This window comes from Halobacillus sp. Marseille-Q1614 (genome assembly GCF_902809865.1).
GTDB lineage: Bacteria > Bacillota > Bacilli > Bacillales > Halobacillaceae > Halobacillus_A.
This window is the reverse complement of record NZ_CADDWH010000002.1, coordinates 22905-35678: the sequence shown is the minus strand read 5'-3', so window position 1 is coordinate 35678 and position 12774 is coordinate 22905. Positions and strand designations below refer to the sequence as shown.

The window sequence follows — 12774 nt, the reverse complement described above, 5'->3', positions numbered from 1 at the left end:
TTTATCTATACTATACCGTGTCTCTTCTTTCTCGTCTACCCCTTCATTCCCTTTATACCAGCTAATGACAGCGCATACATACTATAAACGTTTACGTTTACGTTTGTGTTTTAAATTTGGATTTCCTATTCTTACAAGGGGTGAGGAGTGATTTACATTTACGTTTACGTAAATGTAAACATCTAAATGAAAAAATTTAAAAACCTTAAATTTTTTTTCATTTTCCCTCTTTAAAGAGGCTAGTCGACAGGAAGAAATGAGGTTTTTTGCGCTTTATAACAACAACATAAAAATTGGATGCTCATGAAAGGTGTCAAGGAACAGAAGGCAAAGGGGCATCCGTTCCTTAAGTGTCAGCCTCTCATTGATCTTTACGGCCTTGCCAGCGTTTCAGGCCTTCTTTCTTAATGCCCTTGGCATCCAGAGGAAAGCCATCAAACATTTCCTTCGGGCTTAGCGTTGTCTTCCCTTCCCCCTGCTGAATGGTGAGATTGATCGTGTCGATTAATTTATGAAGTCTCGTACATTTGTTCATTAACATTTCCTTTTGCCATATCAATGCTTGTTGGGAATTGAATAAAGGACTCCAAATCATCTTATTGATATCATTTAAAGAAAAACCGAGTTCTTTAAAAAATAAGATGAGCTGAAGGGTTTCTAAGTTTTCATAGGAATAAAGACGATACCCCGTATCCGTGATCTTTTTAGGCACTAATAAGCAAATTTCGTCATAATAATGAAGCGCTCGAATACTAACCCCCGCCAACTCAGACACTTCCTTTACTTTCAACAGCATAATGGGCACTCCTTTATTTTCTGTGTCTATACCATGAACAGGACATCTAGGGCTTCTTTTGGTCTCTCTGGATATGTTCTGTATTTCTAGTCCATACCCCTACTGTAGACTCCTCCATTACATACAATATGTTTCAGGATCTAGACCTGACACTGTGATTAAGCCTTAAGATTTACGAAGGAACCAATAAAAAAGAACCTAGGTGCTAATCAAAGATTAGACTTCTCCCTAGGCCTCGTCTATTAAAATTTTATTTCTAACTTTTCCCCATTGATCTTTAAACAGCGACATATGAACGACATTTTTGTATTCTCCATGGTCTTGGATATGATCCACGTACAGCGCCTCGAACTGAAAGCCCAAGGCTTCGTGGAATTTCACCATGGGTTCATTCGTTTCTAAAATTTCAGCGCATACCTTATGGATGTGAAGTTTGAAAAAGATCTTATCGAGAGCGTTTATCACCATCATTTGATTCATGACCTCGGATTTCTTTTGATCACAAATAAAAGGGGCCCAGTAACAACGTGAATGTTTAGGAGTGATATCGAAAAAGCTAATGAGTCCCACAGGCTTCCCCTTATATCCAATCCTATAGAACTTATAATGGGGGTTATCTTTTATTCCCCTATACCACTCCGTAAGGGCTTCCCTGGTGAATCCTTTTGGGACGCCTAGGAGAGCCTCCCACTCTTTGGTATGTTGCCACTTATAGATCAATGTCAAATGTTCTTCCTTTAACGGGTCCACACGATGACGGTGAAGGCCTTTCATACTTCCATCCCCTCCATTATGTACTGTGCCACTACCCCGTGTTTAAAATCTTTCATGATGTTCCGTGACGCTTTGACCATAGTCCTTACTTGAGCGGGAGAAGTAATCAACTGTTGGATCGCTTGGGCTATTTTTCTTTCATTGACGTGCTTGCTCATGCCTAGGTGGTAAATGACCCCTAATTCTGATAGATAGGATAGAATTTCCGACTGATTACGAGAAACCTCAATCGTGATGGATGGTAAAGAAACAAAACATCGTTCCCATGTAGTGCTGCCCCCGGCCCCGATGGATAGATCCGCCTGCATCATTAATTCCGCCAAGCAATGGATATCGGTATGGATTTTAATATTCGGTGTGTTTTTACATTGATGTTCAATGGAAGCAGAGTGAGGGTTGGAACTTCCAATCACCACATCTACGTGAATATCTGGATGATTGATGAATTGGATCGCTCTCACAGCTTTTAAGGTTTCATTAGTAGGATCACTTCCTCCAAATGAAATCAAAATACGCCGAACATATCCATCTCTTGTCTTCGTGCGATTAATGTTTTTAAATTCTTCTCTTAAGAGAAGGTATTGGGGGCCGCAGAACGTGATGGCATGAGGGGGCACAAGATCGGTATATCTTTTTTCAGGATGTTTAAATAAATTTTGGTCTAATAAAAGGTCACAATCATGACGCCGATTCGCTAAGTCATCGATGACCATTACATATTTTACGTAAGGTCTCACAGCTCTCTCCCACCCTCTGTCGAGACCATAATGATCGATGATCAACCAATCAATGTTCCCTTTCCTTATCATTTGAATTGTCTCTAAAGCATCTTGTTTCCAAGAGCTGTACAACCAGGGACTTTGAGAATTTTGATTCATGGAAGGTGAAGAAGTCAATAAGCAAATATCAAAACCCAAATGTTTGATGAACTCGTTGAGGTCTCCCGGAAGTTTGCGACAAAGAAACGTGATATCGGCTCCCTTGTCTCTCAAATTTTCTGCTAAAGAAAGACATCTCATCACATGACCGGCCCCTATGGTATGAGAAGCATCCGTCCTTATAAAAATTCTCATTTAGTCTTCCCTCATCCTTCTTTTTGGGCAATATGAGCATTGATTTTCATCCATTGCGGATGTCTGTTTAATAAATCAAGAACCCTTTCCATGGTAAACAAAGGGGACTGGGGATATAGATGTTCAATGATCTTCTTTATAAGCAAAAGATCTTCCGGAGTGTCTACGGTCCAGCGATGGTGGCTTTCATCATTTTTATAGGGAACATTGGTTAGGGAAAAAGTGGTGGGGCGACTCGTCATATAAGGGGTGACATGCTCTCTTTCTTTAAGCGTATGGGCATGGATATGGGCTTCTCGTAAGGATGAAAACGAAAAAACCTCGGTATCCATTCCTCTCGGGTAGGTCCTCTGCAGCGTATTGGAAACATATCGTAGCGGAGAGATATCATTTACCGATAAGTAGACCTGAACGACCTTATCTATTTGTAAGGGATCAATGATCGGACAGTCTGAGGTGATGCGGATAATGGCCTGAGCCTTCACCGATAAGGCAGCTTCATGATACCTTTCTAAGACATCAATTTCAGACCCTCTATAATAAGGAACATTTAATTTTTCACACAGGGAAACAATGGGATCGTCCTGCTTTAAAAAAGTGGTAGCGATGACGATCTCATCTATTAATTTTGCCTCACGGATCCGTTCGATCTGATGCTCAAGAAGAGGCTTGTTAAGAACGGTTTTCAGTACTTTCCCTGGTAAACGTGAAGATCCCATGCGTGCCTGAATGATGGCCACCACTTTCATTGCTCCACCTCATTTTTTCATAATAGAAATGACCTTCTTCACTCCATGAATGACATCTTCTACATCTTGTTGAGACATCTTTGGAAATAAAGGAAGCGTAATAATGGAATGATAGATAGCTTCTGCCTGGGGGCATATGCCCTTTTGATACCCTAACTTCTGATAGTAAGGATGTAGGTATACCGGCAAATAATGGACATTCACTCCAATGTTTTCTCTTTGTAATGCTTTATATATCAAGGCTCTATCCACCGATAATTTTTGCAAATCGAGACGTAAGATGTATAGATGCCAGCTAGAAAGAGTGCTTTTACTTTGATAAGGGAGGATCGTGCCCTCCAATTTTTCAAAGGCTTGGTTATAAGCATCCGCATAGTCCCTTCTTTTTTTGAGAAAGGTATCCAGTTTATTGAGTTGGCTGAATCCCAGGGAAGCCTGGATGTCTGTGATCCGGTAATTGTACCCGAGGGATTGCATCTCGTAGTACCAGTCTCCGGGATGATCGATTAGCTGATCAGAGTCACGCGTAATCCCGTGGCTTCTAAAAAGCTTAAGTTTTTCATAATACAAAGCATTATTGGTTGTGATCACGCCTCCCTCTCCTGTGGTGATGTGCTTAACCGGATGAAAGCTAAACATCGTCATATCGCACAGAGAGCCGACCATTGCCCCCTTATACTCAGCGCCTAGCGCATGGGCCGCATCTCCAATAACGATTAAATTGTTCTCCTTGGCTATCTTTAAAATCTCCTCATATTCCGCAGGTTGTCCTGTGAAATCCACGGTAATAATAGCCCTAGTTTTTTCATTAATCAGAGCTCGAATCGAAGAGGGAGAAATATTATACGTTTTTAAATCGACGTCCGCAAAAACCGGAGAGCCTCCTACATAAAGGACACAGTTGGCACTAGCTGCGAATGTTAAAGGGCTGGTAATGACTTCATCCCCTGGTTTTATTCCTGCCGCAAAGCAGGCAGCATGCAAAGCAGCTGTTCCACTTGAAAAAGCTACGGCGTATGTCGTGTTCACATAACGAGCAATAGCCCTTTCAAAACGATCGATCCTAGGTCCAGTGGTCAGCCAGTCACTCTTTAAGGTCTCCATAACGGCTTGAATATCGTCAGGGTCGAGCCATTGCTTTCCATAGGGTAAATACGATTTTCTAACGGGCGGACCCCCATATAAAGCGAGCTTATCTTTAGTCATAGTTGTCCCCCATCATATTAAATCAGTTGATTTAATCCACTTTTTCGTCTTTTCAATGCCTTCTTCTAATGTAAACTGCGGTTCCCACTTTAATAATTTCCTGGCCTTCGTGAAATTACATAATAGCTTAGGAATCTCGCTTTGAGGGTGAATATGAGCGATATGCTGAATCAGCTTTTCATCTTGAACAATCAGTTTAGCTAAAGCATTGATACTAATGTCCTGGCCCAGTCCTGCGTGAAGGACCTCTCCATTTACTTTAGGCGAATAACCTGCTTCCACGACAAACCGGGCACAGTCTTCTACATAAAGTAAATCTCTCGTTTGCGTCCCATCCCCATAAATTTGCAGAGGGATTCCGTTGATTTGATTTTTTAAGAATATGGCAACGACCCCACCTTCTCCCCCTGTTTTTTGATAAGGACCATACGTATTAAAAGGACGAAGCACCGTCACTGGAAGATCATACGTATGGTAATAGGAGAACACCATGTTTTCAGCAGCCACCTTAGCCCCCGCATAAGGGGAGGCTGTCTTGATAGGGGCCGTCTCTTTTATCCCATCTTGATTTGTGGCCCGGTCGTACACCATGCAGGTACTCATGAATACAAATTTAGTCCTTTGCTCTTTGCATTCTTCTAAAAGGTTAAACGTGCCGACGACATCATTGAGAAAAGTCGTGCGGGGATCATCAATACTGTCCTGAACATTTATACTGGCAGCTAAGTGATAGCAAATATCAAAGGATTCCAAAAACACATCATGAATCAAGGTCGTATCTTTGATATCACCTTTAATAAACTTCCGAAAGTTGGGGAGTTTTCGGAATTCCTTAATATTTTCTTCCCTTCCGTTCGATAGATCATCTAGAACCCAGACCTGATGACCGTCTTCCAGCAAACGAGCAACGACCCACCTACCTATAAAACCCGCACCGCCTGTAACCAGGATATTCAAAAGCCCACATCCTTTCCTATTCCTAACACCAAGTACATTATATTCATCTTGTGAAACGGACATAACCGTAAAAAGGACGTGGGCTTGTCTTGCTTGCTTTGCGGCCTTGCCGTTAGAAACAAACCTCTTGCTCATGGTCCATCCTCTTGGTGAGAGTCATTATAATTTTAAAGGGAGGAATCATCCACTAAACCTCTGAAAATCCTCCCTTCTCAAGGATTAAATTAAATGGGCTTCCTTTAATAAAGTACGTAATTGTGCGATATCAAGGGGATCCTGTTCCATGGACCCATACGTTCCGGGGGTCGGCTTTTTAGCTTGATGGTAAGCCAGGGAGTTAGAAGCATTCCCAGGGATGATAAACATATCTGGTAATTCCCAGGCTTCTAAAGATTCATCGTAAGTCATTAACTCTTCATACATCTTCTCGCCAGGTCTTAGCCCCATGAGCTCGATGGAAATTTCATCGCTATCCATCCCATGCTTTTTACAAATCTCTTCTATTAAGAGGGATCCTAAATCTTCTAGTTTAATCACAGGCATCTTTAAAACAAACACTTCCCCGCCTTTAGCTTCTTTGAGTGCTTTTATAGTTAATAAGGTCGCTTGTTGTAAAGTCATCATGAACCGAGTCATGTCTTTATCCGTGATGGTAATTTTCTTCTGTTGAAGAATTTGCTCTTTAAAAAGGGGAATGACGGAGCCTCTAGACCCCATGACATTTCCAAACCGAACACTGGCAAAGATGGTCTGCCCCTTTTCTCTCCCCTGTTCGGCCGAAGAAATTAATTTTTCACCAATTAATTTGGTCGCTCCATACGCATTTGGAGGAGATATAGCTTTATCAGAGCTCGTAAACACCACTTTTTTAACTTTTTGAGCAATCGCCGCATTGATTACATTTTCTGTACCCATCACGTTTGTTTTGACGGCTTCATAAGGATTATGCTCACACATAGCCACCTGCTTCATTGCTGCAAGGTGAAAGACGTAATCGATACCTTGCATGGATTGATGTAATCGTTCAAAATCCCTTACATCTCCAATTACTGCCTGTAAACGATCATCATTATTAAATGTATTGAGCAATTGATATTGTTTATATTCATCCCGGCTATATATCTTAACCAGTTTGGGATCTTCTTCTAGGATAGTTGAGACCAAACGTTGGCCAATCGTTCCTGTACCCCCAATGACCAATATTTTTTTATCATTAAAAAACACAACGCGCTCCTCTTTTCCAGTATAAATTGTGCTTAAACCTATCAATCAACCTTCCGTTCAGTAATACTATATATATTCTAAAAATGATTATTGGTGAGAAATAATAGACTCTAACCTAGGGGTTTTGGACACCGGCATTTATCAAGAAAAAAACAAAGCAAGATAAAGGCTAAGCTTCTTCTCCGTCAGCTTCACCTTTATACATGCTTTGCCTTTCCATCATCGTTAGCATCCACTGTCTTCTATTAAATATAAATTCATACCTAGAGAAGTAACGTTGTATACCTTGTTTTTCCCTTCAATAGCATCGAGCTTTTCAAAAAAGTGGAGGATTTCCTTCTTTAATAAAGAAGGAAATAAATGTTCTAATTTTTTACTACTTTTGGCCTTGTATTTTATTTGAGGGGACCCTGAAAATTCCTCTTGGGGCACAGGGAGCTCTTTCATGAGGCGCAGGATTGACGTAAAGGAGTATTCATCTCCCGTATAGTAACGATCCAAAAGGGATCGAGCCCCCTGAACGGAAAAGGAAAAATCATTCTCCTCTAAAATTTGGCGAGCGAGGGATTCTACCTCTTCTACCTTTGTGGCCATTATTCCTAGTTTGTCAGGTAATAACAAGGCGGGGGCCGGAGATGAAAGGGAAGGGACATAACTTATGATCGGCTTTTCGAGTAAAAAAGCTTCGATACTTGAGGTACACCCATTATGCACGACCAGTTTAGCGGCCAACAGCCATTGAATGACACTGCCCTCATGAAGGATCGACACATTCTTATAAGAAGCTAAGGCTTTTTGGTAAGAAGCCACATTTTCTGCTGGATGAGGTCTAAGAACGATCGAGGTTTCGGGAAATCTTAAACTAAGGAATTTCGCCATTTCGATAAATTGATAATATAATTGTTTAATATAAAGCAAAGAGGGATGGGATTCTCCTTCTTTTTTTCTCTGGCTTCCGTTATACAAAGGAAACCTAGTATTAATAAGAATGAAATCGCCATATTCAGCTTGAATATCTTTCGCTTCGTTTTGGTATAATGGGCGGTATTTGGGGCGTAAAAGATCGAACCTTGGGTTTCCTACCATATGACATTTGGAAGCATGTTGAGGGTAAGCTTTGGTAATGATTTCCTTTTGATAGGGGCCCCAGCAGTATTCGTGGGTTAAGAACGTAAACAGATCCCCCTTCATTCTTTGGTTGAGGTAAGGAGAAGGATCAGAAAAGACCAACCCTTCTTCATCCAGTTCCACCACGCAATGTCCATGGGTGACCGCACGTTCCATAACTTTCTTTCTAGGCGAATGAGGATAGCCTTTTAAGAAAAATAGGCCTCCCGGTAATTCGGCAGCTGCGGCCTCCACCATTCGATGCTCCCCAAGTACGACACAATAATTCTCTTGAATCGCGTAATAAGCTAAAAGCATTTTAGCCTCTAGTTCTCTAGCTTTTCCTTCGATCGGTAAATACAACCAAGTTTTTTTAGCCATGTCCGATTCACCCTAAACCTAAGAGTCATAGGGGAGCATAAACGTCCCCTTCATTTTCCGTGAGTATTGATCTCCCTGTCTATTGGTGGGATTTAAGGACCTTAATGGTTTCTTCAAAGGCCCCTTTTGTTTCTTGAATGAAATCATCTAATTGAGAGGAGAGATCTTCAGATTCAAACGAATTGGGCTTCTCTCCATTACTAAGCGAAGTAGATTGGATGGTTTTTAGAAGCATAGAAAGTCCGGCCATCTGAAGCGTTTGATTATCTATATAAATGAAACTATGAGAGTGCTTAGCTTTCTTCTTTTTCTTCACATCATCGATATGCCCTTTCAAATATAGGAGCATTAATTTTTTCATTAACAGTTCTTGTTCTGTATCGTGGGATTTATTAGCCATTTTGTTTTTCCTCCCCCACTTTTCCACTGATGTTGATTTGGTTTAAGGAACTCTCTCCTTCTTTCAGTTCATCTCCATAAACAAATCCCATAATGCTGCCTTTGTAAGAAGGGGAAGATTTCCATTCCACTAAGAAGTTAGAGAAAACTAACGTTTCCAAAGGTTTAAGAATGTTCGCCTCTGTAGGTTTTAGCCAAAAGAGTGTGTTCACATCTTCTCCTTCATTGAATCTTTCCCAGGCATTGCCCAGCTTCATTTTTTGCTTGGTGCCTTTATACACATACTTTCCAGAAAACTTAAACGGATGGTCATCTGATAATTTAATGCAAATGTAGGGATTATGAAGGGGGACATTACCTAAATTGGTTAAGTGGAAGGAACCCAGACAAATATTATCAGCTGCTGGTGTATGGTCAACACTCATAGAATATGTAAAGTAACTAATGACTTGAAAATTCGCTGGTTTTTTAATAGTGGAAGTAAGCTCATTGATTTGCTGGAGATAATGAAGGTTTAAATTTTTCCACTCCTTTAATTTGTTGGAGATTTCTTTGTTGTCCATTACCCTTCACCTCCAAATGAAATAAAGAGAGGAATGGTTTCCTCTCTCTAATTTATGTCAAGCGCTTAACCATTATCACCATTATCCCCGTTAGGGAAAATTACTGGACACTGTGGTGGCATTGTAGGAGCAGGACATGCTGGAAGTTGAAGTTGTTCTCTAGGCGCACAGAAATCAGCTACAATTTCTAAAGTTACATCAAAAGTAGATTGAATGCTCTGGCATAAACGAACTGTAACCGTGATATCTGTAAGCTCATCACCTTCTGTTCCATTTTCCACACAAGTCGCTGTACATACAAAGCAACTCAAGTCAGTGTAAGTGACTTCTACATCAGTACCTTCTGGAGCACATAGAAGGACTTGCTCACAACGTGTAAACGTTGCCGTGCCCACCTCAACAGTTCCACCGCCGAGTTCAGCAATCAATTGAACAGAAATCGTTACCTCAAAAGTTTTCTGAATGTTAACTAGTTGTAAGGTTACAACTGTATCGCCAACAGGAATTTCTACCTCTTCTCGACCTAGAATAACAGTATCTAATGGAGCAACTTCGCAAGAAATTCCATTCTCAGCAATATCATCACAAGTGATTGGATCTCCAGTTGGTCCCAATGGTAAATCAAAATCACCCAAAGTTAAATCAAAAGTTGCCTCATTAATGACCCAGTCGTATACTTTCTCAGTGTTAATACACAGGAGCTCTTGGCCCCCAGTTAAATTTTTTGCTTGCATAATTGCAAACACCTCCGAATAAGATTTTTTTGGTTCATACGTAGCTTATGCACTACTCACGATACTGTATAATGAGTTAGCTGATTATTGCCGAGATAAATGCGAATTTTTATAAATATACTTTAAGAAATGAATTAAATTCACGCCTTGAGATGTGTAACGGATTGTTAGGGTTTCAATAGTATACTAATGGGCGGTAAAAAGGGTGATAAGTGATGCATCAATACAAGTTATATAACATTAAGGATATTGAACAGTTAAAACGAAAACTTGCCATTTATGAACAGGCGATAGAAACTAAGGACCATAGTCCAATACTTGACTACCAACCAAAGGAGAAAGACGATAGTACCCCTTCGAACGCCCAACATTTGAAATCAAAGGGAGACATGAAGGTTATGGAAGAAAATTTTGAGAAACGTATGGCGGAGTATAGAAAAGAAGACTCTGATCTATCCGATAGAGTGGATGAAATTTCTGCTACAGTCAGAGAATTGAAACAAGATATATATAGGATGTTGGATAAATTGGACCTTAACCAGATCAATCGTCTAGCGGATAAAGTGTCGGAAATTAATCAAAATCAATATATCGAACGACGACAAATAAATAGTATCACTGAACAAATTACGGAACTGCAAGAACAAATATCTCCATTAAACAGTCATGCGAAACAACAAGCCCCAGCCCCTAGGCAGTCCGAATATCGCCAACTACAAAACATGCTGCAATCCTCTAGATATTCAGGGCAGGATCCGGTTCAAAGATATCCTAATATGCCAGAAAGACAAAATTTTAGCTATGTCCGAAATCGGAACAATAGCAGCAGAGCAACTCCACCTTCTGCGATGGAGAACACCCTCCATAAGGGGAATACACAAAAAAGAAGAACGTTCCAACAGAATCCTTCTCAAGTGAATAAGAACATCATTACTTCTAAGAACCAATCCGGTAAAAAAAAAGCTGAACCTGAAGAGGAGTTCAGCCACAAACCTTTCTCCTCTGTTGCTGATGATGCCCCTTCAACCATCAATAAGGAACCTTTAATGGGATCGCCAGTAAAAGAGAATGTGGACCGATCTCAAAACGTTCAACAAGAACAAAAGCCAGTTGCATTTACGAAGCCCTCTACTAGCACCAGCCAATCATTTTCTCAAGATAACGCTAAATCTTCTACAGAGCACATCAAGAAAACTTCGTCTGAACAGGACTCATCCGTAGAAACAGAGGATAAAAAATTAGAGTTTGCCTCCCTCTTTTCGATTTTTCAAAAGAAGGGCTAACCCATGAATAGGAAACAGATTCATGTCCCTCCAGCTATTTATGATTCAATGCTCGTCCACGGGAAATCTTGTTTACCCTATGAAGCATGCGGGTTATTGTCAGGAAAGGGAAACTTCATTAAGGCGATCTGGCCGCTAGAAAACGAATGGAAGACTGCGCACCGTTTTTTTGTAAGTAAACAAGTGGTGGAACAAACGGTAGCAAGAATCACTCAATTGGGAGAACAGGTACTGGCTGTCTATCACTCACACCCGACAACAGCACCTGTTCCTTCTATGTATGATATTAAGAATCACCCCGATCCGACCGTTAAAATGGTGATCCTATCCTTTAAAACACCAACTCCCCTAACAAAATGGTTTGACATTCAAGGCTCTACATATGAAGAATGCCCCTTTTTCATTGATCACTCGCTATAGCCCGAGCCTTTTTCCTAGAATTGACTATAATAACAATATCACCAACCTAGGGAGTTGATTGTTATGAAGTCCAGGAAAAAAAGCGCAAACGGGAAAAAAATCCGTGTAATTTCAGGCAGACCGGTCGTGAGAAAAACCTCGTCGTCTACTAATTCCACAGTCCGTTTAGGGGGATGCTGTGGAAAGAAAAAAACAATATAGACCATTATTGTTATCTCCTCCGATTAAGATACCAGAACGGTCTATTTTTAAAACGCAATTATTCATTTATTATATATATATTTTATAACCTAACTTCTTTATCCGACGGGATGAAGAAGTTTTAAATTTTTCCGAAGGAGTTTGCCATCATCGAAAAAGTGTTTGCACAAATCCCTTATCCATAACATACATTTAAGTAAGGGTTGAGCACCTTGGTTGACTTGAACTTTTTCAAAAAGATGAGATCCTATAGGGGGAATCTCATCTTTTTGTCTTGCTCTCCCTTATATAAAAGGAACCACTGGAGTTGATCATCCTTATCCTTCAGAACCGAGGGTTCTCTTATGCCCCTCCCACTGGTCTTTAAATATGGCGTAAGAGATGACGTCTACATATTGGTTGTTTTTTAAATGATGTTGTTTTAATACGCCTTCTTCCTTAAAACCAAGTCTTTGGTGAAACCGGATACTCCTCTCATTTAAAGCGATGACTTCGGCATATAATTTCCTTATCCCTAAATGTTCAAACGCTAAATCCAACCCTGAAACCCCCATATACGTGCCAGTTCCTTTCGGCACATTGGCTTCCCCTAAGTAAAACCCCCAATAGCATAACGTGCCCAGTCCTCTCCCCTTCCTCATTCCAAAAGGGTTCCGCAGGCTTTCCATCTTGAAATAAACCACCCCCACAGGGGACTGTTGATACTCAAAGATAAAAAAAAGATCCTTATTTTTATCTAAAGAAGAAAACCATTGCTCATGTTCTTTTTGACTTACAAAATGATCGTGAAACATATGGGGACGCACCCGATCAGAGTTTCTCCATTGTAATACCTTACTTAAATCACGTTCTTCTAAATGTCTAAGTGCATATAAGCGTTGATTATGATCCATCGGTTTCTCCTTCC

General features: G+C 40.5%; 14 protein-coding genes. 2 read left to right on the top strand and 12 right to left on the bottom strand.

What is annotated here, in order from left to right; genetic code table 11:
- Nucleotides 1-361: 361 nt before the first annotated feature.
- The 11 genes from HUS26_RS19695 to HUS26_RS19645 all read right to left on the bottom strand — a co-directional run bounded on the left by HUS26_RS19695 (nucleotide 362) and on the right by HUS26_RS19645 (nucleotide 9963).
- Nucleotides 362-796: a MerR family transcriptional regulator gene (locus tag HUS26_RS19695; RefSeq protein WP_173918954.1), complete on the bottom strand. Its 435-nt coding sequence runs from the start codon at nucleotides 794-796 to the stop codon at nucleotides 362-364.
- Between the two features lie 228 nt (nucleotides 797-1024).
- Nucleotides 1025-1570 (bottom strand): GNAT family N-acetyltransferase, encoded by a 546-nt coding sequence (locus HUS26_RS19690; RefSeq protein ID WP_173918953.1) that lies wholly within the window; start codon nucleotides 1568-1570, stop codon nucleotides 1025-1027.
- Nucleotides 1567-2643, bottom strand: coding sequence for a UDP-2,4-diacetamido-2,4,6-trideoxy-beta-L-altropyranose hydrolase (gene pseG, locus HUS26_RS19685; RefSeq protein WP_173918952.1), 1077 nt, complete (start codon nucleotides 2641-2643; stop codon nucleotides 1567-1569). The genes HUS26_RS19690 and pseG overlap by 4 nt, the downstream gene beginning before the upstream one ends.
- Before the next feature lie 11 nt (nucleotides 2644-2654).
- Nucleotides 2655-3392 carry a cytidylyltransferase domain-containing protein gene (locus HUS26_RS19680; RefSeq protein WP_173918951.1) on the bottom strand — a complete coding sequence of 246 codons (738 nt, stop codon included), beginning with the start codon at nucleotides 3390-3392 and terminating at the stop codon, nucleotides 2655-2657.
- A gap of 9 nt (nucleotides 3393-3401) precedes the next feature.
- On the bottom strand, nucleotides 3402-4598 hold the full coding sequence (gene pseC / locus HUS26_RS19675) for a UDP-4-amino-4,6-dideoxy-N-acetyl-beta-L-altrosamine transaminase (protein WP_173918950.1): 1197 nt from the start codon (nucleotides 4596-4598) through the stop codon (nucleotides 3402-3404).
- A gap of 12 nt (nucleotides 4599-4610) precedes the next feature.
- Nucleotides 4611-5555 (bottom strand): dTDP-glucose 4,6-dehydratase, encoded by a 945-nt coding sequence (locus tag HUS26_RS19670; RefSeq protein WP_173918979.1) that lies wholly within the window; start codon nucleotides 5553-5555, stop codon nucleotides 4611-4613.
- A gap of 219 nt (nucleotides 5556-5774) precedes the next feature.
- Entirely contained in the window at nucleotides 5775-6779 is a 1005-nt protein-coding gene (locus HUS26_RS19665) for an SDR family NAD(P)-dependent oxidoreductase (protein ID WP_173918949.1), read from the bottom strand.
- 225 nt (nucleotides 6780-7004) lie between these two features.
- Nucleotides 7005-8267 (bottom strand): surface carbohydrate biosynthesis protein, encoded by a 1263-nt coding sequence (locus tag HUS26_RS19660; RefSeq protein WP_173918948.1) that lies wholly within the window; start codon nucleotides 8265-8267, stop codon nucleotides 7005-7007.
- 79 nt (nucleotides 8268-8346) lie between these two features.
- Nucleotides 8347-8667, bottom strand: a complete 321-nt coding sequence (locus HUS26_RS19655; RefSeq protein WP_173918947.1) for a hypothetical protein — start codon at nucleotides 8665-8667, stop codon at nucleotides 8347-8349.
- On the bottom strand, nucleotides 8660-9229 hold the full coding sequence (locus HUS26_RS19650; protein ID WP_173918946.1) for a hypothetical protein: 570 nt from the start codon (nucleotides 9227-9229) through the stop codon (nucleotides 8660-8662). Before HUS26_RS19650 ends, HUS26_RS19655 begins: the two co-directional genes overlap by 8 nt.
- Before the next feature lie 65 nt (nucleotides 9230-9294).
- On the bottom strand, nucleotides 9295-9963 hold the full coding sequence (locus HUS26_RS19645; protein WP_173918945.1) for a hypothetical protein: 669 nt from the start codon (nucleotides 9961-9963) through the stop codon (nucleotides 9295-9297).
- Between the two features lie 215 nt (nucleotides 9964-10178).
- Between HUS26_RS19645 and HUS26_RS19640 the strand changes: the two genes are divergently transcribed.
- Nucleotides 10179-11246: a hypothetical protein gene (locus tag HUS26_RS19640; RefSeq protein ID WP_173918944.1), complete on the top strand. Its 1068-nt coding sequence runs from the start codon at nucleotides 10179-10181 to the stop codon at nucleotides 11244-11246.
- Nucleotides 11247-11249: 3 nt separating this feature from the next.
- A complete protein-coding gene (locus HUS26_RS19635; protein ID WP_173918943.1) occupies nucleotides 11250-11666 on the top strand; it encodes a M67 family metallopeptidase in 417 nt (138 codons plus the stop codon).
- Nucleotides 11667-12184: 518 nt separating this feature from the next.
- On the opposite strand, the gene pseH is transcribed toward HUS26_RS19635, so the two are convergent.
- A complete protein-coding gene (gene pseH / locus HUS26_RS19630) occupies nucleotides 12185-12760 on the bottom strand; it encodes a UDP-4-amino-4,6-dideoxy-N-acetyl-beta-L-altrosamine N-acetyltransferase (protein ID WP_173918942.1) in 576 nt (191 codons plus the stop codon).
- Nucleotides 12761-12774: the final 14 nt, after the last annotated feature.

Bases quoted from the DNA above. Each gene is read 5' to 3' on its own strand.
- HUS26_RS19695 (WP_173918954.1), bottom strand. From the start codon at position 796: ATGCTGTTGAAAGTAAAGGAAGTGTCTGAGTTGGCGGGGGTTAGTATT.
- HUS26_RS19690 (WP_173918953.1), bottom strand. From the start codon at position 1,570: ATGAAAGGCCTTCACCGTCATCGTGTGGACCCGTTAAAGGAAGAACAT.
- pseG (WP_173918952.1), bottom strand. From the start codon at position 2,643: ATGAGAATTTTTATAAGGACGGATGCTTCTCATACCATAGGGGCCGGT.
- HUS26_RS19680 (WP_173918951.1), bottom strand. From the start codon at position 3,392: ATGAAAGTGGTGGCCATCATTCAGGCACGCATGGGATCTTCACGTTTA.
- pseC (WP_173918950.1), bottom strand. From the start codon at position 4,598: ATGACTAAAGATAAGCTCGCTTTATATGGGGGTCCGCCCGTTAGAAAA.
- HUS26_RS19660 (WP_173918948.1), bottom strand. From the start codon at position 8,267: ATGGCTAAAAAAACTTGGTTGTATTTACCGATCGAAGGAAAAGCTAGA.
- HUS26_RS19655 (WP_173918947.1), bottom strand. From the start codon at position 8,667: ATGGCTAATAAATCCCACGATACAGAACAAGAACTGTTAATGAAAAAA.
- HUS26_RS19650 (WP_173918946.1), bottom strand. From the start codon at position 9,229: ATGGACAACAAAGAAATCTCCAACAAATTAAAGGAGTGGAAAAATTTA.
- HUS26_RS19645 (WP_173918945.1), bottom strand. From the start codon at position 9,963: ATGCAAGCAAAAAATTTAACTGGGGGCCAAGAGCTCCTGTGTATTAAC.
- HUS26_RS19640 (WP_173918944.1), top strand. From the start codon at position 10,179: ATGCATCAATACAAGTTATATAACATTAAGGATATTGAACAGTTAAAA.
- HUS26_RS19635 (WP_173918943.1), top strand. From the start codon at position 11,250: ATGAATAGGAAACAGATTCATGTCCCTCCAGCTATTTATGATTCAATG.
- pseH (WP_173918942.1), bottom strand. From the start codon at position 12,760: ATGGATCATAATCAACGCTTATATGCACTTAGACATTTAGAAGAACGT.